This window comes from Pantoea sp. MBLJ3, assembly GCF_000816655.1.
In the GTDB taxonomy this organism is placed as follows: Bacteria; Pseudomonadota; Gammaproteobacteria; order Enterobacterales; family Enterobacteriaceae; genus Pantoea; species Pantoea eucalypti.
In genome coordinates this window covers 82,009-104,043 of sequence record NZ_JSUT01000007.1, presented here as the reverse complement: position 1 = coordinate 104,043, position 22,035 = coordinate 82,009, and the positions used below count along the sequence as shown (strand labels likewise).

The following is a 22,035-nucleotide window of genomic DNA, read 5'->3' as shown; positions in this document are numbered from 1 at the left end:
GCGAGGCGCACCCCGCCTGAAAAATTACTTCTTCTGCTCGTTCAGGGCGCGGATACGCGAAGAGAGCGAGAACAGACGGATAAAGCCGCCCGCGTGACGGTGATCGTAAACTTCATCTTCACCGAAGGTAGCGAACTCTTCCGAGTAGAGGCTGTTCGCAGAACGCTTCTGAGTGGCTGTCGCCTGGCCTTTGTAGAGCTGCAGCACCACTTCACCGTTAACTTCTTCCGCCAGCGATTCGGCAGCAGCCTGAATCGACTTACGCAGCGGAGCGAACCAGCGACCATCATAAACGACGTAAGACATCTCGTGGCCCAGCTGCTCACGCCATTTGAAGCTATCGCGATCCAGGACCAGCTGCTCAACCGCACGCAGCGCATTCACCATGATGGTGCCGCCAGGGGTTTCGTAGCAGCCGCGGGATTTAATGCCTACCAGACGGTTTTCAACGATATCGATACGGCCGACGCCATGTTTTGCGCCCAGCACGTTCAGTTTTTCCAGACACTGGAACGGACTCAGTTTTTCGCCGTTAACCGCCACAACACGACCTTTCTCAACGGTTACAGTCACGTCTTCAGGTTGGTCAGGCGCTTCCAGCGGATCGACAGTCCAGACCCAGCAATCTTTATTTGGTGCATTGGCCGGGCTTTCCAGCACGCCGCCTTCGGTGGAGATATGCCAGGCGTTTTCGTCGCGGCTGTAGATTTTCTCCAGCGATGCGGTGGTCGGAATGTTGCGCTCTTTCAGATAGTCCAGCAGTGCTTCACGTGAACGCAGGTTCCATTCACGCCACGGTGCCACGACTTTCAGCTGTGGTGCCAGCGCGGTGTAGGTGGTTTCGAAACGTACCTGGTCATTGCCTTTACCGGTTGCGCCATGACACAGCGCATCCGCGCCTACTTTCAGTGCCAGCTCAACCTGCGCTTTTGCGATGATAGGACGCGCCATAGAGGTGCCCAGCAGATAGGTTCCTTCATACAACGCACCGGTCTGCAGTACCGGATAAACGTAGTCGCTGATGAACTCTTCACGCAGGTCAACCACATGACATTCAGATGCGCCAGACTGCAGGGCTTTCTTCTCCACACCTTCCAGATCGCCGCGCTCCTGACCAATATCCGCTACAAATGCGACCACTTCACAGCCGCCGTAGTTCTCTTTCAGCCATGGAATGATGGCCGAAGTATCAAGACCACCGGAGTAAGCCAGAACGATTTTTTTGATGTTTTGCGTTTGCATTTCGTAATCCTTGAATCAGAGTCGTTAAGCGAGAATCCGGGTGCCAATCGACACGCCGTTAAAAAGATCAGTCAGCCGCTCAGCATGACGCCAGCTGGCAATATCGACCGGGCGACCCAGTGTACGCGCCGCATCAAGTGCCGCGTGGACTTTAACAATCATGCCATCGGTAATAATGCCCTGGGAAATCAGCTGCTCAGCTTTGTCGGCGGTCATCTCTTCGATGCGCTGACCTTTGCCGTCGAGAATACCACTGACGTCGGACAACAGAACCAGATCGGCACCCAGCGTCGAGGCCAGCGCGGTTGCCGCCTGGTCAGCGTTGACGTTCATCAGGTCGCCGCTGTCAGTAATACCAATTGAGCTCACCACCGGCATGTAACCCGCCGCCAGCAGCGTGTTCAGCAAGGCCGGATTACCCGGCGTTGCGTGGCCAACATGGCCAAGTTCGTCATCAAACGGAGCGACATTCACAATGCCCGCATCGCCCAGGCAGAGGCCGACCGCGTTGATGCCCGATTTTTTTGCCCAGGCCAGCAGCGTTTTGTTTGCGGTTCCCGCCAGTGCACCGGTAATGATGTCGATCTGATCGGCTGGGGTGACGCGCAGGCCATTTTTCTTCATGACTGGCAGCGCCAGCTTTTTCATCAGTTCATCGACCAGGCAACCGCCGCCGTGGACAATGAGCAGCGGACGCTGATGGGCGCTGCGATATTTCAGCAGCGCTTCAAACAAACGGGCCAGCGCTTCTTCGCTGTCTAACAGCACACCGCCCAGCTTAATAATCAATGGATTGGTCATGGTTAAGTTGTCCGTTAAATCAGTGACTGCGTTTCAGGGAAGCCGAACCGGATGTTCAGGCACTGTACCGCCTGCGATGCCGCGCCTTTCAGCAGATTATCTTCGGCGGCGACGACAATCAGATGTTCGCCCTGTACTTCAAAACCGATATCACAGTAAGGCAGGCCCACAACGGCTTTCAGCCCCGGCACGCCCTTATCATAGAGCCGCACCAGTGGCTTATTGTCATAGGCGCGATGGAAAACAGCGGCGATATCTTCGCGGCTGACACCCGCTTTCAGACGGCAGGTAATCGTTGCCAGAATACCGCGCGGGAAACTGCCCAGATGCGGCGTAAAGATCACGGGTGTACCGAGGTGCGCAACAATTTCCGGATGGTGACGATGGTTAAACAGGCCATAAGGCTGCAGGCTTACTTCGCAGAAACTGGTGCCGACATTGGCTTTACGTCCGGCACCGCTTACGCCGCTGGTGGCGTTAATGACTGGCCACTGCGCATCGTTCAACAGTCCGGCATCCACCAGGGGTTTCAGTGCCAGTTGCGCAGCGGTCGGGTAGCAACCCGGTACCGCTACCAGCTGCGCCTGCTGAATTTTCTCATGCTGATATTCCGCCAGGCCGTACACCGCTTTGTCCAGCCAGTCACCATGCTGATGGGTAAAGCCATAGAAACGCGTATAAAAATCAGCGTCATTAACGCGGAACGCGCCTGACAGGTCGAACACGACACAACCGGCCTTAAGGAATTCCGGCGCCAGATCGTGGCTGACTTCATGCGCCGTCGCCAGGAACACCACATCCACTTTGTCTGCCCACTCAGCTGCGCTGCTCAGCGGCTGTAGCGGTAAATCCACTACGCCTTTCAGCTGTGGATGGAGGTCAGAGAGGCGCTTGCCAGCATCAGGGCTTTGCGCAGAAACCGCCAAAGCGGTTATGTTGATATGTGGATGGCGATTCAGGAAGGTGGCAAGCTCTACACCGGCATAACCACTGGCACCAACGATCAGCGTATTCAACATCAGGCTGTAACCCTTTTTACAGTCGCACGTTCCGGGTCGCGGCCTTGCCCCGTTACCCACCCTGTCATCTGCAGTGATTTATGGTTTCCTTGCAGAGGACGTTAATGTATTTTTATTCACTATTACTGCATGAATATGGATACATCCTAACCCAAGGACCGCCAACAGTGAAGACAAAATTACCGCCTTTTATTGAACTGTACCGCCAGTTAATCGCCACGCCGTCGATCAGCGCAACCGATGCCGCACTGGATCAGAGTAATGAAACTTTAATCAATTTGCTGGCCGGCTGGTTCCGCGACCTTGGCTTCAGCGTTGAAGTGCAGCCGGTGCCCGGCACCCGCAATAAATTTAATATGCTGGCGCGAACCGGCACCGGTGCGGGCGGCCTGCTGTTAGCCGGTCATACGGATACCGTTCCCTTTGATGATGGCCGCTGGACGCGCGATCCCTTTACCCTGACCGAGCACGACAACAAGCTCTACGGCCTGGGCACAGCAGACATGAAAGGCTTCTTCGCCTTTATTCTCGACACGCTGCGCGATGTGGATGTCAGCACGCTGAGCAAACCGCTCTATATCCTTGCCACGGCCGATGAAGAGACCACCATGGCTGGCGCCAAATATTTCTCTGAATCGACGCAGCTGCGTCCCGACTGTGCCATCATCGGTGAACCGACTTCGCTTAAACCGGTGCGCGCGCACAAAGGCCATCTGTCGAATGTGATTCGCATCGAGGGGAAATCGGGCCATTCCAGCGATCCGGCACGCGGTGTCAACGCCATTGAACTGATGCATGAGTCGATCACTCATCTGATGCAACTGCGCACGACGCTGCAGGAGCGTTATCACCATGACGGCTTCGCTATCCCTTATCCGACCATGAATTTCGGCCATATTCATGGCGGAGACGCCGCGAACCGTATCTGCGCCTGCTGTGAACTGCATATGGATATTCGTCCGTTGCCGGGCCTGTCGCTGAGCGATCTGGATGGGTTGCTGAACGAGGCGCTGGCACCGGTGAGTGCACGCTGGCCGGGCCGGGTCACCGTGGCCGAACTGCATCCGCCGATTCCGGGCTATGAGTGTCCGGTAAATCATGAACTGGTGAGTGTGGTTGAGAAATTACTGGGTACGCCAACCGAGGTGGTGAATTACTGTACCGAGGCGCCGTTTATTCAAACACTCTGCCCAACACTGGTCCTGGGCCCGGGCTCAATCAATCAGGCGCATCAACCCGACGAATTTATTGATACGGCATTTATTAAGCCGACACGGGCGCTAATCAGTCAGGTTGTGCAGCATTTTTGTCACTGATTGACAGCAAATGGGGCATTTCACTGTATTAACAGCAAAATGCCCCCGCAATCTGCGGGATTTAACAATAAGAATAACTTATCCCGCTTCTTTCTCTATAAATTCTACGAATTTCCGTTAGTTAGCCACATCTTCAGTGCACTTTAACGCATTTGACGAACGCAGCATTACGTGGCTAGATAAAAGACGATGTTATGCCCACCGGGTGATTATCCAGAACGTTTCAGAATGTGGACAGGCGGCAACGGAGCCGGTTCCCTGTAGATTATCGGGGACACAATGTTGCTGATTTTTCTGCTGCCTGAAAGGTCGGGTGTATGAGTTTTTCAAGACGATAAGGGTGTCAGGGTCCAATGAACGAACAATATTCCGCAATGCGAAGTAATGTCAGTATGCTCGGCAAACTGCTCGGGGATACGATTAAGGATGCACTGGGAGAGAACATCCTCGACCAGGTTGAAACCATCCGTAAGCTCTCCAAGTCATCCCGTGCAGGAAATGACACTCATCGTAAAGAACTGCTCAATACGCTGCAGAACCTCTCCAACGAGGAGCTTCTGCCGGTTGCACGCGCTTTCAGCCAGTTTCTGAACCTCACTAACGTGGCTGAGCAGTATCAGACCATCTCGCAAAGTGGTGAGGGTGAGAACCATCCTGAACTGCTGAAAAAGACCTTTGATACCCTGAAACAGCAGAAAGATATCAGCGAAAGCGACATCCTTGCGGCCATTGAATCACTGTCTCTGGAGCTGGTGCTGACTGCGCACCCGACCGAAATCACCCGTCGTACACTGATTCACAAGCTGGTTGAAGTTAACAGCTGCCTGAAGCAGCTTGATCACAGCGATGTCTCCGACTACGAACGCAACCAGATTATGCGCCGTTTGCGCCAGCTGGTGGCGCAGGCGTGGCACACCGATGAGATCCGTAAATATCGTCCGACCCCAGTAGACGAAGCCAAATGGGGCTTTGCCGTCGTAGAAAACAGCCTGTGGGAAGGCGTTCCTGCTTTCCTGCGTGAGCTGAACGAGCAGGTCGAAGAGGCGTTTGGCATCAGGCTGCCGGTCGATTTCGTGCCGGTTCAGTTCACCTCGTGGATGGGTGGCGACCGCGACGGTAACCCGAACGTCACGGCGTCGATTACCCGCCATGTGATGCAGCTGAGCCGCTGGAAAGCCACTGACCTGTTCCTGCGCGATATCGGCGTGTTGATCTCCGAGCTGTCGATGTCCGAGTGCAGTGAAGAGATCCGCGAACTCAGCGGCGAGCCGGAAGCGCTGGAACCTTACCGTGTGATCCTGAAACGTCTGCGCAGTCAGCTGATGACGACCCAGTCGTTCCTGGAACGCCGCCTGAAAGGCGAACGCCTGCCGCGTCCGGCCGATCTGCTGGTCTCCAACGATCAACTGTGGGACCCGCTGTTTGCCATCTATCAGTCACTGCAACAGTGTGGCATGGGCATTATCGCTAACGGTCAGTTGCTTGATACGCTGCGCCGCGTGAAATGCTTCGGCGTGCCGCTGGTGCGTATCGATCTGCGCCAGGAGAGCACCCGTCACACAGAGGCGATTGCCGAAGTGACCCGTTATCTGGGCCTCGGCGATTATGAAAGCTGGTCTGAAGCGGACAAGCAGGCGTTCCTGATCCGTGAACTGAATTCCAAGCGCCCGCTGCTGCCTCGTACATGGGAACCCAGCGATGAGACGCGTGAAGTGCTGGAGACGTGTCGTGTCGCGGCGGAAGCCCCGCAGGGTTCTATCGCCGCCTATGTTATTTCGATGGCGAAAACCCCTTCCGACGTGCTGGCCGTGCATCTGCTGCTGAAAGAAGCGGGTATCGGTTATGCCATGCCGGTTGCACCGCTGTTTGAAACGCTTGATGATCTGAATAACGCGAACGACGTGATGAGCCAGCTGCTGAGCATCGACTGGTATCGCGGCTTTATTCAGGGCAAACAGATGGTGATGATTGGCTATTCTGACTCGGCGAAAGATGCCGGTGTCATGGCCGCCAGCTGGGCGCAATATCAGGCACAGGATGCCCTGATTAAAACCTGCGAGAAAGCCGGTATTTCACTGACGCTGTTCCACGGACGCGGCGGCAGCATTGGTCGTGGCGGCGCGCCCGCCCATGCCGCACTGCTGTCACAACCGCCAGGCAGCCTGCGCGGCGGTCTGCGTGTAACTGAACAGGGTGAGATGATCCGCTTTAAATATGGCTTACCGGCCGTGACCATCGCCAGCCTGTCGCTCTACACCGGCGCAATTCTGGAAGCAAACCTGATGCCACCGCCAGAGCCAAAACGCGAATGGCGCGACATTATGGATCAGCTCTCAGCTGACTCCTGTGCGATGTATCGTGGTTATGTGCGTGAAAACGCTGACTTCGTCCCTTATTTCCGTTCGGCGACGCCGGAGCAGGAGCTGGGTAAATTACCGCTGGGATCACGTCCGGCCAAACGCCGTCCTACCGGTGGCGTAGAGTCGCTGCGTGCGATTCCATGGATTTTCGCCTGGACGCAGAACCGTCTGATGCTGCCTGCCTGGCTGGGTGCCGGTGCTGCATTGCAGCAGGCGATGGCAGCCGGTCATCAGGATCAGCTGGAAGCGATGTGCCGCGACTGGCCATTCTTCTCCACCCGTCTGGGGATGCTGGAAATGGTCTTCTCGAAAGCCGACCTGTGGCTGGCGGAATATTACGATCAGCGTCTGGTCGATAAATCACTCTGGCCGCTGGGCAAACAGCTGCGCGAACAGCTTGCTGCGGATATCAAAGCGGTACTGACCATCGCCAATGACTCACACCTGATGGCTGACCAGCCGTGGATTGCCGAGTCGATTGCGCTGCGTAACGTCTATACCGATCCGCTCAACGTACTCCAGGCAGAACTGCTGCATCGTTCACGTGCGCAGGAAGCCCGTGGTGAGGAGCCGGATGCCCGCGTAGAGCAGGCGCTGATGGTAACGATTGCAGGTGTGGCGGCAGGTATGCGCAATACCGGTTAATCGTGGCCGGGCGCTGACAACGGTCAGCGCTGCCCGCCAGAAAAACAAAAAAGTCGGGACGTTCCCGACTTTTTTATTGGCTGAAACAAGAGGGTTAAGCCGCAGCGGCAGGACGCACACCTAACGTGTGACAGATGGCGTAACTCATTTCGGCACGGTTTAGCGTGTAAAAATGGAAATCTTTCACCCCTTCGCGTGACAGGATTTTTACCATGTCCATCGCGATATTGGCGCCCACCATTTTGCGCGTTTCTGGATCATCGTCCAGACCGGCAAACATCGCATTCATCCAACCCGGCACACGCACATTGGTCAGCGTGGCAAAGCGCTGGAGCTGTTTAAAGTTAGAGACCGGCAGAATGCCCGGCACAATTTCTACATCAATGCCGGTCGAAACACAGCGATCGCGAAAACGTAAATAGCTTTCAACGTCAAAGAAGAACTGGGTAATCGCGCGATTTGCGCCGGCATCAATTTTTCGCTTCAGGTTAATCAGATCGGCCTGGGCGCTTTTCGCTTCGGGATGGACTTCAGGATAGGCGGCGACGGAAATATCAAAACCGCCGACCTCTTTCAGCAGCGACACCAGATCGCTGCCGTACATCTCAGGCTTGCCGCTGCCGGGAGGCAGGTCACCGCGCAGCGCCACAATATGGCGAATGCCATTGTTCCAGTAATCCTGTGCAATGGTGCGCAGTTCATCCCGCGTGGCATCAACACAGGTCAGATGGGGTGCAGCCTCCAGCCCGGTTCTATCTTTAATGCCTTTGATAATGCTGTGGGTGCGGTCGCGTTCCCCTGAGTTCGCGCCGTAAGTAACAGAAACGAATTTTGGTTTCAGGCTGCTCAGACGATCGATGGAGCTCCAGAGGGTCTCTTCCATTTGGCTGGTACGCGGCGGGAAGAACTCAAATGAAACATTAATTTGCCCGTTCAGCTCAGCCAGGCTCTGGTTTAGCGCTTCGCGCTGATTGGCATGAAAGAAACTCATCCTGCACCCTCATCGATTAACAATCGGCCTGCGAACATCTACACGTTTAGACGTCCAGATGTTCAAAATGACGTAATCTGCGGATGCCGTCAACTTAAAAATGATCAACAGCCGTGATCAATTTTCAATCAACTTGAAGAAGTTTCAACAGAGGAGAGATAACGCATTGAAAACAGGCGCCGAAGCGCCTGTTAAAGAGAAATTACAGCAACTGTGCGAGGCGATTAATATCTGACTGTATTGCACCTGCGGTAACATCACGGCCTGCACCGGGTCCGCGGATGACCAGCGGATTGTCGCGATACCAGCGACTTTCAATCGCAAAGACGTTGTCGCACGGCAGCAGCGAAGCCAGCGGATGTTCCGGACGCACCGCTTCGACCCCGACACGTGCTTTACCGTTGGCATCAAACCGGGCAACGTAACGCAGCACCAGGTCCATCTCCTGCGCGGCTTCCAGACGCTGCAGCATCTGCTCATTCAGCTCTTCACCATTTTCAAAGAAGTGGTCTACTGAGCCCTGCTGACAGTTGTCTGGCACCAGCGACTCCACCCGTACCTGATCCGGCTCGATGTTGTAGCCTGCTTCACGCGCCAGGATCACCAGCTTACGCATCACATCCTGACCCGAGAGATCGGCGCGCGGATCCGGCTCGGTTAAGCCCTGCTGCCATGCCTGATCCACCAGCTCGGTAAACGGCACCGTGCCATCAAACTGCAGGAACAGCCAGGACAACGTACCGGAGAAGATCCCGCTGATTGCCAGGATGGTATCGCCGCTGTCGCGCAGGTCGCGTACCGTGTAGTTGATCGGCAGGCCTGCGCCTACGGTGGCGTTATAGAGCCAGTGACGCCCGGTTTTGGTAAAGGCATCACGAATCTGCCGCCAGGTCTGACTGTCTGACGCACCCGCGACCTTATTGGCGCTGATCACGTGAAAGCCGTGGCTGGCAAAGTCGAGATACTGCTGTGCCAGCGGTGTGCTGGCTGTGACATCCAGCACTACCAGGTCATCAAACGGATGCGCGCACATCCACAGGAACAGCGACTCTTCATCGCGTTCCACCGCTTCATCATCAAAGAAGGCGAGTGCCCGACTGGCATCCAGCCCTTCATAGCTCAGCAGACTGCGACGGCTATCCGCGACACCCGCCAGCACAAATTCAAAGCCGGTCCGCGCTGACAGCGTTTCCTGATCGCGGGCAAACAGCTCCAGCCAGCGTGAACCGATATTCCCTTTGCCAAACAGCATCAGGCCGATGCGCTTTTCTGCACGGAACAGCGACTGATGGAGTCCCTGAATCAGATGCTGCGTCGGGCCGACGCGCAGCACCGCGACCACGCTGATGTGCTCTTCTGATTGCCAGATGAACTCAACCGGCTGATCTTTTAACTGCTGCCAGAAGCGATGGGTATGCAGCGGATTGCGGGTAACGCCTGCGCCAACCAGCGCCACCAGCGCAAGGCCATCGCGCAGCTGCAGATGGCCCGGTAAACCGGCATCCTGTAGCAGCGTAAAGGCACTGTTAACCACTTCGGAGGTATAACAGAGCTGCAGCAGTTGACGGTCAGGATGGACGCCAAACGCCAGCGGACGGAGCTGCGCGCGCTTCAGCAACAGGTCGATCTCTTTGTGAAGGATGGCGAAGTCATGCTGCTCTGGCAGCTGAATCTCAATCAGGCAAACATCGTCATGGCTGGTGACGATGCGCGCGCCTGTTCCGGAGGCCAGCACGCGTTCAATTCGGGTTGAGCCCTGCTCCGGCTGATAACTGCAGCGCAATTGCAAATCGATATCACTGCCGGAAACCGGCTGCAGCGTACGGGTATGCAGCACCGGTGCCGCCAGACGCGCCAGCTCACTGGCCTCATCCAGCCTTAACAGCGGCAGCAGACAGGCATCAGAGACTTTGCGGGGATCGGCGCTGTAAACGCCCGCCACATCGCTCCAGATCGTCACACGTCCGACACCCGCCAGCGCACCGATCTGCGTAGCGGAATAGTCGGAGCCGTTACGGCCAAGCAGGACGGTTTCACCGGCATCGTTACGGCTGATAAAGCCGGTGACCACGATGCGCTTATGGGGATGCTGCGCCAGCAAAGTCTGCAGCAGTGGCCAGGATTTACCCTCATCCACCTGTGGCTGAGCGGCACGTTCAGCACGCAAAAACTCACGCGCATCCAGCCAGCAGGCCTGCAGATCACGCTGGCTCAGGACCGCTGACATCAGGCGTGCTGACCAGACTTCACCGTGCCCGACCACTTCGGCATAGACCGCATCGGTAATCGGCGCATCCAGCAGGGCCGCCAGCTTTTCCAGATCGCGAATAAACGCAGTAATTAAAGGTTCGGCGATCTCAGCAGGCAGCAGCGCACCGATCAGTTCGCTCTGGTAGCGACGCAAGGCCTGTTGCACCTGGTGCGCAGAGAGGCGATCGCTCTGGCTCAGCTTCAGCCAGCTAATCAGCTGGTTGGTGGTTGAACCTGCCGCAGAGACCACCATCAGGTCGCCCGGCTGGCTGTAATCCGCCATAATGCTGGCAACGCGCTGATAGCAACGCGCATCGGCCAGACTGCTGCCACCAAACTTATGCAACTGCCTGATAGTCGGCGTTCCCGCGCCTGCTGAAATCGTCATACTTAACCCTCGGCTGCGATCCGGAATGCATTATCCAGATCGGCAATTAAATCTTCGTGATCTTCAATACCAACAGAAACCCGTAGCAGCGTATCGGAAATGCCCGCTGCCGCGCGTGCTTCTGCTGACATACCCGCGTGCGTCATGGTGGCGGTATGGGAGATCAGACTTTCCACGCCACCCAGCGATTCCGCCAGCGTAAAGAGCCGCAACGCTTTCAGGAAGCGGCGCAGCAGTGCCTCATCACCGTCGATTTCAAAACTCAGCATGGCACCAAAGCCGCGCTGCTGACGTACGGCATGTTCGTGTCCGGCGTTTTCCGGCAGCGAAGGATGATACAACTTTTTCACCCGCTTCTGCTGCTTCAGATACTCAACAATCGCGAGTGCGTTGCGTTGTGCGGCCGCAATGCGCGGCGACAGGGTACGAATTCCGCGCAGCAGCAGATAGCTGTCAAATGCCGCGCCGGTTACACCAATATTATTCGCCCACCAGGCCAGGTCGGTTGCCAGTTGCGGATCTTTGGCAATCACTGCGCCCGCTACCACATCGGAGTGGCCATTGAGGTATTTGGTACAGGAATGGATCACCAGATCGGCACCCAACGCCAGAGGGTTCTGCAGCGCCGGACTCATAAAGGTGTTGTCCACCACGCTGATAGCACCTGCTGCGCGGGCAGCGGCGCAAATCGCGCTGATATCCACTACGCGCAGCAGCGGATTGCTGGGGCTTTCAATCAGCACCAGTTTAGGGTTTTCATCCAGTGCCGCCTGCAGCGCCACCGGGTCGCCCTGATCGACAAATTTAACCCGATACGCGCCGCGCTTGCTCAGGCTGTCAAACAGCCGATAGCTGCCGCCATAACAGTCGTGTGGCGCAACCAGCAGATCGCCAGGCTTCAGGAACACCGTCGTCACCAGGTGAATCGCCGACATCCCGGTATTGGTTAATACCGCGCCCGCTCCTCCCTCCAGTTCGGCCAGGGTACGCTGTACGACATCACGCGTGGGGTTGCCACGACGGGAGTAGTCATGCGCACGAGGCTCATTAAAATCCAGGAAGTTGTAGGTCGTAGAGAGGTGGATTGGCGGGACAACGCAGCCATATTGCTCGTCATCATTCAAACCGCTGCGCACTGCGATGGTTGCCGGTTTACGCGTCATGAGCGAATTGTTCCTGAAGAGTGAATAAAATGTAGGCCACAGGATATCACCCTCTAATTAGACGTCAATACATCTGGACATCTAAATGTCTTTGCGTATAGATTGAGCAAAAACGCAATAACCGCTAAAATTATGCGTCATCGCCTGGCGTTCCCCTCTGTGATGCAGAGGCAGTGAGCGAAGAAAACCCGCCATATCAGGGGTCAGGCAGGAAAAAATCAGGCATAATTCGCTGATTTCCTCACATTTAACGTTTATTAATTAAGGTAACCCATGGCTGAATGGAACGGCGAATATATCAGCCCGTACGCTGAGCACGGTAAGAAGAGCGAGCAGGTCAAGAAGATTACAGTATCTATCCCATTGAGCGTGCTGAAGATTTTAACGGATGAGCGTACCCGTCGTCAGGTGAACAACCTGCGTCACGCCACCAACAGTGAGCTGCTTTGCGAAGCCTTTTTGCATGCCTTTACCGGGCAACCGTTGCCAGACGACGTGGACCTGCGTAAAGAACGCAGCGATGAAATTCCTGAAGAAGCGAAAAAGATCATGCGCGATATGGGCATCGATCCCGACACCTGGGAATATTGATTCGTCAGCGCATAAAAAAACCCAGCCGAAGCTGGGTTTTTTCTTGCCGCCGAACCCGCAGGTTCAGGTGCCTTTTAATCTTATTTTTTAGCGCCTGGCACGCTGAAACGCTTGTTAAAGCGGTCAACACGGCCACCAGTTGCCACTTCACGCTGCTTACCGGTATAGAACGGGTGGCATTTGCCACAAACGTCCAGGTTCAGTTCGTGAGTCAGTGTTGAACGGGTGTGGATCTCGTTGCCGCAGGTACATTTGATAGTAACTGCTTCGTATTTCGGGTGAATACCTTGTTTCATGGGAAACCTCATAGAAGGCCGTGTCGCTCTCCGTGCCAGGCTTTGACCTGCACAGCACCACACGCGGTTGAACATTATAGGGTGTACTCCGGCCAGATATTTCTCACCGAAGGCGGCATATTATACAGGTAAGTTTCGATTGCTGCAAATATCTGCTGAGATACCCGCCATCAGGGTCAGCGTGTACACTAGCTTCCCCGATGATGATGCCGGAAAGAGAGAGTTATGCCCGTAGTCCAGGTCGCCCTGCCCGTCCCCTTGCCCCGCCTGTTTGACTATCTGCCGCCACAGGGTGCGCAACCGGTCATCGGCGGTCGCGTAAGTGTGCCCTTTGGCAATCGCAGGATGATCGGGATTGTGGTCGCCTTTCGTGACAGCAGCGATCTGCCGGAAGCACAACTCAGGCAAGTGATCGAGGTGCTGGATAGTGAGTCACTCTATCCGCCGTCGCTGTGGCGCATCCTTAACTGGGCCGCCAGCTACTATCATTCGCCGCAGGGAGAAGTGCTGAGCCATGCCATTCCAGTGCTGCTGCGCCAGGGCAAAGCGGCGCAGGATAATCCCTTATGGCGGTGGGAAATCACCGAGCAGGGCCGGGCAACGGCACCCGAAAGTTTAAAGCGGGCCCCGAAACAGCAGCAGGCACTGGCAGCACTGCGTCAGCAACCCCTCTATCGTCATCAGGTCAGTGAACATGACCTTACGGAAGCCACGCTGCAGGCTCTGCGGGCCAAAGGGTTGTGCGAACTGCATGAGCATCAGCCGCAGATGCACGACTGGCGTACTACCTATGCTGTGAAAGGCGAGCGTCTGCGACTGAATACGGATCAGGCGATGGCTGTAGGTGCGATTCGGGCAGATGATGAGCATTATGCTGCGTGGCTGCTGGCGGGCATTACCGGTTCCGGCAAAACCGAGGTTTACCTCAGCGTGCTGGAAAATGTGCTGGCACGCGGTAAACAGGCGCTGGTGCTGGTGCCGGAGATTGGCTTAACTCCGCAGACTATCGCCCGCTTTCGCGAACGTTTCGATGCGCCCATCGATGTGCTGCACTCCGCCTTAAATGACAGTGAGCGGCTGGCGGTGTGGTTACGTGCACGGCGCGGTGAAACGGCGATTGTGATTGGCACGCGATCGGCGCTGTTTACGCCGCTGGCCCGTCCTGGCGTCATTATCATTGATGAAGAGCATGACAGCTCTTATAAACAGCAGGAAGGCTGGCGTTATCAGGCGCGCGATCTGGCCGTTTTCCGCGCGCATGAAGAGGATATCCCGATTGTTATGGGATCGGCGACCCCCGCTCTGGAGACGCTGCACAATGTCCGCAGCGGCAAGTATCGTCAGCTCGACCTGACAAAGCGCGCCGGCAATGCCAGACCGGCGCTGCAACAGCTTATCGACTTAAAAGGTGTGCAGCTGATCGGCGGCCTGGCACCGGGCCTGATTGGTAAAATGCGCCAGCATCTGCAGGCCGATAATCAGGTGCTGCTGTTTCTTAACCGCCGCGGCTTTTCGCCCGCCCTGCTCTGTCACGACTGCGGCTGGATTGCCGAATGTACCCGCTGCGATCGCTATTACACGCTGCACCAGCATCATCGCCAGTTACGCTGCCACCATTGCGACAGCCAGCGTCCGCTGCCTAATCAATGCCCGCAGTGTGGTTCAACGCATCTGCTGCCAGTAGGTGTCGGAACCGAACAGCTGGAGCAGCAGCTCGGTACACTCTTTCCTGGCGTGCCGGTGTCGCGAATTGACCGTGATACCACCAGCCGCAAAGGGGCGCTGGAGCAGCATCTGGCTGACGTTCATCGCGGCGGCGCACGCATTCTGGTCGGCACCCAGATGCTGGCCAAGGGGCATCATTTCCCGGATGTCACCCTGGTGTCGCTGCTGGATGTTGATGGCGCACTGTTCTCAGCCGATTTTCGCGCGGCAGAACGCTTTGCGCAGCTCTATACTCAGGTCGCCGGTCGTGCTGGCCGCGCTGGCAAGCAGGGCGAGGTGTTATTACAGACGCATCATCCGGAACATCCTCTGCTTCAGACACTGCTGCACCAGGGATATTCGGCATTTGCGCAGCAGACGCTGCTGGAGCGACAGGCAGTTCACCTGCCGCCCTGGAGCCGCCATGCGCTGTTCCGCGCGGAAGATATGGACAATCAGCAGGCGGCGGAATTTCTGCAACAACTCCGTAACTTGCTGGAGGCGAGCCCGCTCAATGACAAGGCGATGTGGTTTATGGGTCCATTGCCGGCTCTGCAGCCAAAACGCAGCGGACGCTGGCGCTGGCAACTGCTGCTGCAGCATCCTTCCCGACAGCGTTTGCAACAGCTGCTGAGCAGTTCATTGCCGCTGGTTTCCACGCTACCCGCCGCGCGCAAAGTGAAATGGACGCTGGATATTGACCCGACAGAGAGCTGATTTTTTCTGACACTGCGAGCCAGATCGAAAAATGTCGCATAAGTCACAATTTTTATGCAAATTAAGTAACAACCAGCCGGGCAATCGTTAACAATGTTGCCCGGTTTGCTTTCAGGTCAGGCAAAAACAAAATCGAACGCGCCATAACGCGTCAGGAGCATGTGTTGGAGCAGAATCAACAACCGCCCGCCGCCACGATGAAGGATGTCGCGGAACACGCGGGCGTCTCAACCGCCACCGTATCGCGTGCGCTGATGAATCCAGAGAAGGTTTCTGCGGCTACCCGCCATAAAGTCGAGAAGGCGGTTGCCGCCGTCGGCTATGCGGCCCATGGCCCCACACGCAACGCGCGTCGTAATGAGACGCGTACCATTCTGGTCATTGTCCCTGACATCTGCGATCCCTTCTTTAGTGAAATCATTCGCGGCGTCGAAGTCACAGCCGCCGAAGAGGGCTATCTGGTGCTGATCGGCGACTGCGCCCATCAGAATCAGCAGGAGAGAACCTTTCTTAACCTGATGGTCACACGACAGATCGATGGCATGGTGCTGCTTGGCTCACAACTGCCTTTTGATGCCAGCATTGATGAGCAACGCAACTTGCCACCCATGGTGATGGCGAATGAGTTTGCACCGGAAATGTCGCTGCCCACGGTTCACATTGATAACCTGACTGCCGCGTTTGAAGCGGTAAATCATCTGCTGCAGTTAGGTCATACGCAGATCGCCTGTATCGCCGGGCCGGAAGAGATGCCACTCTGTCAGTATCGTTTACAGGGTTATGTCCAGGCGATGCGTCGCAGCGGGCTGACGGTCGATCCCACCTATATTGTGCGCGGTGACTTCACCTTTGAAGCAGGCGTTGCCGCCATGAATCAGCTGATGACTCTGCCGCAACCGCCGCGCGCGTTGTTCTGTCACAGCGACATTATGGCGCTGGGCGCGATGAATCAGGCCAGACGCTGCGGGCTGCGGATACCGGAAGATCTCTCTGTGGTGGGATTTGATGACATTGAGTTATCACGTTACTGCGAGCCACCGCTGACGACGGTCACACAACCACGCTATCAGATAGGCCGGGAAGCGATGCTTCTGCTGCTGGATGAGTTAAATGGCAAACGGGTGATCAGCGGCTCGCGGCTGCTGGATGCCGGTTTGACGATTCGGGGCAGTACGGCACGCGCAAAAAAGCGTGAAAAATAAGCGTATTCGTCTGGTTTTTTCAGTAGATTCTTAAGGCGAACACAGCTGGTCAAAGTTCCGGCCCTTAAGTAACATGGCGGACTCCTTGCCGGGCGCGTAAAAATCATCATTTCGCCCAACTGGCACTATTTTTGAAGGGTATAAGAACGAGAGTGGCACAAAAAGATTATGTAGGCCGCGGGCGTTCAACAGGGACGCGTCGCAAAAAAAGCCCCAGCCGTGGCAAGAAGAGCAAAGGCGGTTCGGGAACTTCTAAATTGATGATTGTACTGGCGGTCGCTGTGTTGGTGACCTTTGCCGGTGGTTTATGGTTCCTGGCGCATCATAAGAAAGAAGACGTGCCGGTTATTACGGATCATAAAGCCAACGGCAATGGCTTACCGCCGAAGCCTGAAGAACGCTGGAAATACATTAAAGAGCTGGAAAACCGTCAGGTTACTGTGCCGACACCGATCGAACCCTCTTCGGGTGGCGAAGTGAAGTCGCAGACCCAATTGACCGATGAACAGCGCCAGTTGCTGGAGCAGATGCAGGCTGATATGCGTCAGCAGCCAACACAGCTCAATGAAGTGCCGTGGAATGAACAGACGCCGGCGCAACGTCAGCAGACGCTGCAGCATCAGCAGCAATTGCAACAGCTGCAACGCCAACAGCAGCAGGTTCAGCAACAGCAGCAGGTTCAGCAGCAGCAACAGGTTCAGCAACAACGTCAGCAGTTGCAGGCTCAGCAACAACAGCAACGCCAGCTGCAGTTGCAGCAACAGCAACAGCGTCAACAACAGCAGCAGTTGCAACGTCAGCAGCAGCAGCAGCAGCAGCAGCAGCAGCAAAACGTACAGCGCCAGTCGCAACCTGCGCCAGTAACGCGGGAACCAGACGTGCAGACAAAGCCACAGGAGACCGCGAAGGCGAAACCGGCGGAGAAAGCCTCTTCGCAGCGCTGGATGGTGCAGTGTGGTTCGTTCAAAGGCACTGACCAGGCTGAGTCGGTACGTGCGGGCTTAGCCTTTGAAGGCTTTGAAAGCCGCATTACCACCGGTGGCGGCTGGAATCGTGTGGTGATTGGTCCGTATAAAGATCGCGCATCCGCTGACAGCACCCTGAAACGTCTTCGCAGTTCCGGACACTCCAGCTGTATTCCGCTCTCCGTTGGGGGTTGAAACCCGTCAAACCCGCCCCATATCTGTTGCATGATACTCCGCGCCCCGTGCGCGGAGTCCTTTTCCGACAGCAACAAGGGGTCTGCCCGTGACAACAATAGTAAGTGTACGACGCAACGGCCAGGTAGTGATTGGCGGTGATGGCCAGGCTACGCTCGGCAATACCGTGATGAAAGGCAACGTTAAAAAAGTGCGTCGTTTATACAACGATAAGGTGATTGCCGGATTTGCTGGCGGCACCGCAGACGCCTTCACCCTGTTTGAACTTTTCGAACGTAAACTGGAAATGCATCAGGGCCACCTGGTGAAAGCAGCGGTGGAGCTGGCCAAAGACTGGCGTACCGACCGTATGCTGCGCCGCCTTGAAGCTTTACTGGCCGTCGCGGATGAGTCAGCCTCACTGATCATCAGCGGTAACGGTGATGTCATCCAGCCTGAAAACGATCTGATCGCCATCGGCTCCGGTGGGCCTTTCGCCCAGGCAGCGGCACGTGCGCTGCTGGAGAATACCGAAATGGGCGCACGCGACATCGTCGAGAAGTCGCTGAATATCGCGGGTGATATCTGCATCTACACTAACCACAACGTTAATTTCGAAGAATTAACGTCTAAGGCGTAAGGGTATAAATATGTCTGAGATGACTCCACGCGAAATCGTTAGCGAACTGAACCGCTTTATCATCGGCCAGGACAGCGCCAAGCGCGCCGTGGCTATTGCACTGCGCAACCGCTGGCGCCGCATGCAGCTCGACGAAGAGCTGCGCCATGAAGTGACCCCAAAAAATATCCTGATGATCGGTCCGACCGGTGTCGGTAAAACCGAGATCGCACGTCGTCTGGCAAAGCTGGCGAATGCACCGTTCATCAAAGTCGAGGCGACCAAGTTTACCGAAGTCGGTTATGTCGGTAAGGAAGTGGACTCTATCATTCGTGATCTGACTGATTCCGCCATCAAGATGGTGCGCAGTCAGGCGATTGAAAAGAATAAATACCGTGCCGAAGAGATGGCAGAAGAGCGCATTCTTGATGTGCTGATTCCACCCGCGAAAAACAACTGGGGTCAGGCTGAGCAGAGTGCTGAACCCTCTGCCGCGCGTCAGTCATTCCGCAAGAAGCTGCGCGAAGGCCAGCTGGATGATAAAGAGATTGAAATCGATCTGGCGACCAGCAGCCCAGGCGTCGAAATCATGGCGCCTCCGGGCATGGAAGAGATGACCAGCCAGCTGCAGTCGATGTTCCAGAACCTCGGCGGCCAGAAGCAGAAAGCCCGCAAGCTGAAGATCAAAGAAGCGATGAAGCTCCTGATCGAAGAAGAAGCGGCAAAACTGGTTAACCCGGAAGAGCTTAAGCAGGATGCGATTGAAGCGGTCGAGCAGCACGGTATCGTGTTCATTGATGAGATCGATAAAATCTGTAAGCGCGGCGGCCAGAATGCGGGCGGACCCGATGTCTCTCGCGAAGGCGTTCAGCGCGACCTGCTGCCGCTGGTTGAAGGCTGCACCGTCTCCACCAAGCATGGCATGGTCAAAACCGACCATATCCTGTTTATCGCCTCAGGCGCGTTCCAGGTTGCCAGCCCTTCCGATCTGATTCCGGAACTTCAGGGTCGTCTGCCGATTCGTGTTGAGCTACAGGCGCTGACCGTCAATGATTTCCAGCGCATCCTGACCGAACCGAATGCCTCGATTACCGTGCAGTACAAAGCACTGATGAATACCGAAGGCGTGAACATTGAGTTCACCGAAGAGGGTATTCGCCGGATCGCTGAAGCCGCATGGCAGGTTAACGAAACCACCGAGAACATCGGTGCGCGCCGCCTGCATACCGTGCTGGAGCGCCTGATGGAAGATATCTCGTATGACGCCAGCGATCGTCACGGTGAATCCTTTACCATTGATGCTGACTATGTGGCTAAACACCTGGATGAACTGGTGGCTGACGAAGACCTTAGCCGCTTCATTCTCTGATTCACTGATTCAGCGCTTTTCCGAAGCCCAGCCCACCCGGCTGGGCTTTTTTATGCATGTTCTTGATCGAACGATGCTTTTTTCATACTGATGATTTTGCCAACAATCTGCATATAGCGATATACTTACCCTTCCTGTGGCAAACAGACGAAACCCTTATGAAATACGATACATCTGAACTCTGCGATATCTACCATGAAGAAGTGAATGTTGTTGAACCGCTTTTTTCAAACTTTGGTGGGCGCACTTCATTCGGTGGTCAGATTACCACAGTGAAATGCTTTGAAGACAACGGCTTACTCTACGATCTGCTGGAAGAGAATGGCCGTGGTCGCGTACTGGTGATTGATGGCGGCGGCTCAGTGCGCCGTGCGCTGGTCGATGCCCAACTGGCACGCCTGGCGGCAACTAACGAATGGGAAGGCTTGGTGGTTTACGGTTCGGTACGTCAGGTTGATGAGCTGGAAGAGCTGGAGATTGGCATTCAGGCCATTGCCGCGATTCCGGCTGGCGCTGCGGGTGAAGGGATTGGCGAAAGCGATGTGCGCGTCAACTTCGGCGGCGTCACCTTCTTCTCTGGTGACCATCTCTATGCCGACAACACCGGTATCATTCTGTCAGAGGATGCGCTGGACCTCGAATAGGCCAGACATGAAAACGGGTGCCAGAGCACCCGTTTTTCACATCAGCTGAGGCTTCAAACCTCTTCCATTTTTCCCAGCAATGCACGCAGACGTTCCTGCCACACGTGTTGCTCTTCTTTCAGATGCTGATTTTCGCGCATCAGCGCATCGTGGTTACCCGCGACTTGTTGCGCATCGTTACGCAGTGAGTTGTTCTGCTCTTTCAGCTCTTCGATTTCCATCTGCAACAGCGTGATGGTATCAATCGCCTGCTGTACTTTCGCTTCAAGTTTCTCAAATACTTCAAATGACATCTTTCTGACCTCTCCTAAATTCCTGCAAGGCGTTGATGATGCCAGCTTAAGCCAGCAACGTTGTCCCGATTGTATGTAGCCTCACCCCTCAAGTCCAGCAACGCGGCCGCTGCGAGCGCAGTCTGTAACACTTTTCAGCCAATCCCTGAATTTGCGCTGCGCTTACTGCGTCTGCTTTCCAGCACGTGTCCACCCTCTCTGTCATCAGGCGCGAATATGGGCTAAGGAAAGCCAGAATACGCGAAAACGCGCATTTTTATGACGCAGTACACAAAAAATGATTTCGCTATTTCTCGTTTATGTTCGTTAACGATAAATTCACATCAGCCCTACATTAAAGCTGGGTGCCTCATGGACTGAGAACAAAAACTGATAAAATTTAACCTCGCTTCAGGAACCACTATTATGAGTCAGACAACTAACACGCTCAAAGGTCAGTGTATTGCCGAATTTCTGGGGACAGGCTTGATTATTTTCTTTGGCGCAGGCTGTGTAGCTGCGCTGAAACTTGCCGGTGCCGCCTTCGGTCAGTGGGAAATCTGCATCATCTGGGGCTTAGCCGTCTCAATGGCTGTCTATCTTACCGCTGGGGTATCTGGCGCGCATCTGAACCCTGCCGTTACCGTTGCACTCTGCCTGTTCGCCAACTTTGAAGGCCGTAAAGTGGTGCCGTATATTCTGGCGCAAATCGCCGGGGCATTCTGCGCGGCCGCGCTGGTTTATGGTCTCTACTACAGCCTGTTTTTCGATTACGAACAGAGTCATCAGATGGTACGCGGTACGGTTCAGAGTCTGGACCTGGCGGGTATCTTCTCAACCTATCCTAATCCGCACATCAGCGTAGGCCAGGCGTTCCTGGTTGAAATGGTTATTACCGCAGTGCTTATGGCGGTGATTATGGCGCTGACCGACGATGGCAACGGTGTCCCACGTGGACCGATGGCGCCGCTGTTGATCGGTCTGCTGGTCGCAGTCATTGGTGGCTCAATGGGTCCGCTGACCGGCTTTGCGCTTAACCCGGCACGTGATTTCGGACCTAAGCTGTTCGCCTTCTTCGCTGGCTGGGGTAACGTTGCCTTCACGGGTGGTAAAGATATCCCTTACTTCCTGGTACCAATTTTTGGCCCGCTGGTGGGTGCCTGCCTGGGTGCAGTAGGTTACCGCACACTGATTGGCCGCTACCTGCCAGGTGCCGCACAGGAACCGAGTGTTCCAGCAGACAAACCGGTTGCACGCGCTCAGCAGCGTAAAGCGTAAGTTTCACTTTTTATCATCAGGAATGAATT

18 protein-coding genes are annotated in these 22,035 nt (G+C 55.5%); 10 read left to right on the top strand and 8 right to left on the bottom strand.

Features of this window, described 5'->3' with window-relative positions; translation table 11 throughout:
- Positions 1-24: 24 nt before the first annotated feature.
- The 3 genes from NP77_RS14045 to argC are packed head-to-tail and all read right to left on the bottom strand — an operon-like array spanning position 25 to position 3,062.
- A complete protein-coding gene (locus NP77_RS14045; RefSeq protein WP_003851209.1) occupies positions 25-1,242 on the bottom strand; it encodes an argininosuccinate synthase in 1,218 nt (405 codons plus the stop codon).
- A gap of 24 nt (positions 1,243-1,266) precedes the next feature.
- Positions 1,267-2,043 carry an acetylglutamate kinase gene (argB, locus tag NP77_RS14040; RefSeq protein WP_039660602.1) on the bottom strand — a complete coding sequence of 259 codons (777 nt, stop codon included), beginning with the start codon at positions 2,041-2,043 and terminating at the stop codon, positions 1,267-1,269.
- 14 nt (positions 2,044-2,057) lie between these two features.
- Positions 2,058-3,062: an N-acetyl-gamma-glutamyl-phosphate reductase gene (argC, locus tag NP77_RS14035; protein WP_039660601.1), complete on the bottom strand. Its 1,005-nt coding sequence runs from the start codon at positions 3,060-3,062 to the stop codon at positions 2,058-2,060.
- Positions 3,063-3,229: 167 nt separating this feature from the next.
- Here argC and argE point away from each other — a divergent pair, with 167 nt between their 5' ends.
- Both argE and ppc read left to right on the top strand, forming a co-directional pair.
- Positions 3,230-4,378, top strand: a complete 1,149-nt coding sequence (argE, locus tag NP77_RS14030; protein ID WP_003851216.1) for an acetylornithine deacetylase — start codon at positions 3,230-3,232, stop codon at positions 4,376-4,378.
- A gap of 353 nt (positions 4,379-4,731) precedes the next feature.
- Complete coding sequence (gene ppc / locus NP77_RS14025; RefSeq protein WP_008926935.1) at positions 4,732-7,383, top strand: phosphoenolpyruvate carboxylase; 2,652 nt, start codon at positions 4,732-4,734, stop codon at positions 7,381-7,383.
- A 94-nt stretch (positions 7,384-7,477) separates the two neighbouring features.
- Here the strand turns inward: ppc and metF are convergent, their stop codons facing one another.
- The 3 genes from metF to metB all read right to left on the bottom strand — a co-directional run bounded on the left by metF (position 7,478) and on the right by metB (position 12,175).
- Complete coding sequence (metF, locus tag NP77_RS14020; protein ID WP_039660599.1) at positions 7,478-8,374, bottom strand: methylenetetrahydrofolate reductase; 897 nt, start codon at positions 8,372-8,374, stop codon at positions 7,478-7,480.
- A 202-nt stretch (positions 8,375-8,576) separates the two neighbouring features.
- Entirely contained in the window at positions 8,577-11,012 is a 2,436-nt protein-coding gene (locus NP77_RS14015; RefSeq protein ID WP_003851221.1) for a bifunctional aspartate kinase/homoserine dehydrogenase II, read from the bottom strand.
- Between the two features lie 2 nt (positions 11,013-11,014).
- Entirely contained in the window at positions 11,015-12,175 is a 1,161-nt protein-coding gene (gene metB / locus NP77_RS14010) for a cystathionine gamma-synthase (protein WP_003851223.1), read from the bottom strand.
- Positions 12,176-12,448: 273 nt separating this feature from the next.
- Here metB and metJ point away from each other — a divergent pair, with 273 nt between their 5' ends.
- The gene (gene metJ / locus NP77_RS14005) at positions 12,449-12,766 is read left to right on the top strand and encodes a met regulon transcriptional regulator MetJ (RefSeq protein ID WP_003851225.1); all 318 of its coding nucleotides are present in this window, start codon (positions 12,449-12,451) and stop codon (positions 12,764-12,766) included.
- An 80-nt stretch (positions 12,767-12,846) separates the two neighbouring features.
- On the opposite strand, the gene rpmE is transcribed toward metJ, so the two are convergent.
- On the bottom strand, positions 12,847-13,062 hold the full coding sequence (rpmE, locus tag NP77_RS14000; protein ID WP_003851227.1) for a 50S ribosomal protein L31: 216 nt from the start codon (positions 13,060-13,062) through the stop codon (positions 12,847-12,849).
- A 225-nt stretch (positions 13,063-13,287) separates the two neighbouring features.
- Here rpmE and priA point away from each other — a divergent pair, with 225 nt between their 5' ends.
- The 6 genes from priA (at position 13,288) to rraA (ending at position 20,456) form a co-directional block, all read left to right on the top strand.
- Positions 13,288-15,483, top strand: coding sequence for a primosomal protein N' (gene priA / locus NP77_RS13995; protein WP_039660597.1), 2,196 nt, complete (start codon positions 13,288-13,290; stop codon positions 15,481-15,483).
- A 164-nt stretch (positions 15,484-15,647) separates the two neighbouring features.
- Positions 15,648-16,685: a DNA-binding transcriptional regulator CytR gene (gene cytR / locus NP77_RS13990; protein WP_008926938.1), complete on the top strand. Its 1,038-nt coding sequence runs from the start codon at positions 15,648-15,650 to the stop codon at positions 16,683-16,685.
- A gap of 152 nt (positions 16,686-16,837) precedes the next feature.
- Positions 16,838-17,845 (top strand): cell division protein FtsN, encoded by a 1,008-nt coding sequence (gene ftsN / locus NP77_RS13985; protein ID WP_039660594.1) that lies wholly within the window; start codon positions 16,838-16,840, stop codon positions 17,843-17,845.
- A gap of 88 nt (positions 17,846-17,933) precedes the next feature.
- On the top strand, positions 17,934-18,464 hold the full coding sequence (gene hslV, locus NP77_RS13980) for an ATP-dependent protease subunit HslV (protein WP_003851234.1): 531 nt from the start codon (positions 17,934-17,936) through the stop codon (positions 18,462-18,464).
- A 10-nt stretch (positions 18,465-18,474) separates the two neighbouring features.
- Complete coding sequence (hslU, locus tag NP77_RS13975; protein WP_039660591.1) at positions 18,475-19,812, top strand: HslU--HslV peptidase ATPase subunit; 1,338 nt, start codon at positions 18,475-18,477, stop codon at positions 19,810-19,812.
- A 158-nt stretch (positions 19,813-19,970) separates the two neighbouring features.
- A complete protein-coding gene (gene rraA, locus NP77_RS13970) occupies positions 19,971-20,456 on the top strand; it encodes a ribonuclease E activity regulator RraA (RefSeq protein WP_003851240.1) in 486 nt (161 codons plus the stop codon).
- A gap of 53 nt (positions 20,457-20,509) precedes the next feature.
- On the opposite strand, the gene zapB is transcribed toward rraA, so the two are convergent.
- A complete protein-coding gene (gene zapB, locus NP77_RS13965) occupies positions 20,510-20,749 on the bottom strand; it encodes a cell division protein ZapB (RefSeq protein WP_003851242.1) in 240 nt (79 codons plus the stop codon).
- A 405-nt stretch (positions 20,750-21,154) separates the two neighbouring features.
- On the opposite strand from zapB, the gene NP77_RS13960 reads away from it, so the two are divergent.
- Positions 21,155-22,006 (top strand): MIP/aquaporin family protein, encoded by an 852-nt coding sequence (locus NP77_RS13960; RefSeq protein WP_003851244.1) that lies wholly within the window; start codon positions 21,155-21,157, stop codon positions 22,004-22,006.
- The last annotated feature ends 29 nt before the right edge of the window (positions 22,007-22,035 follow it).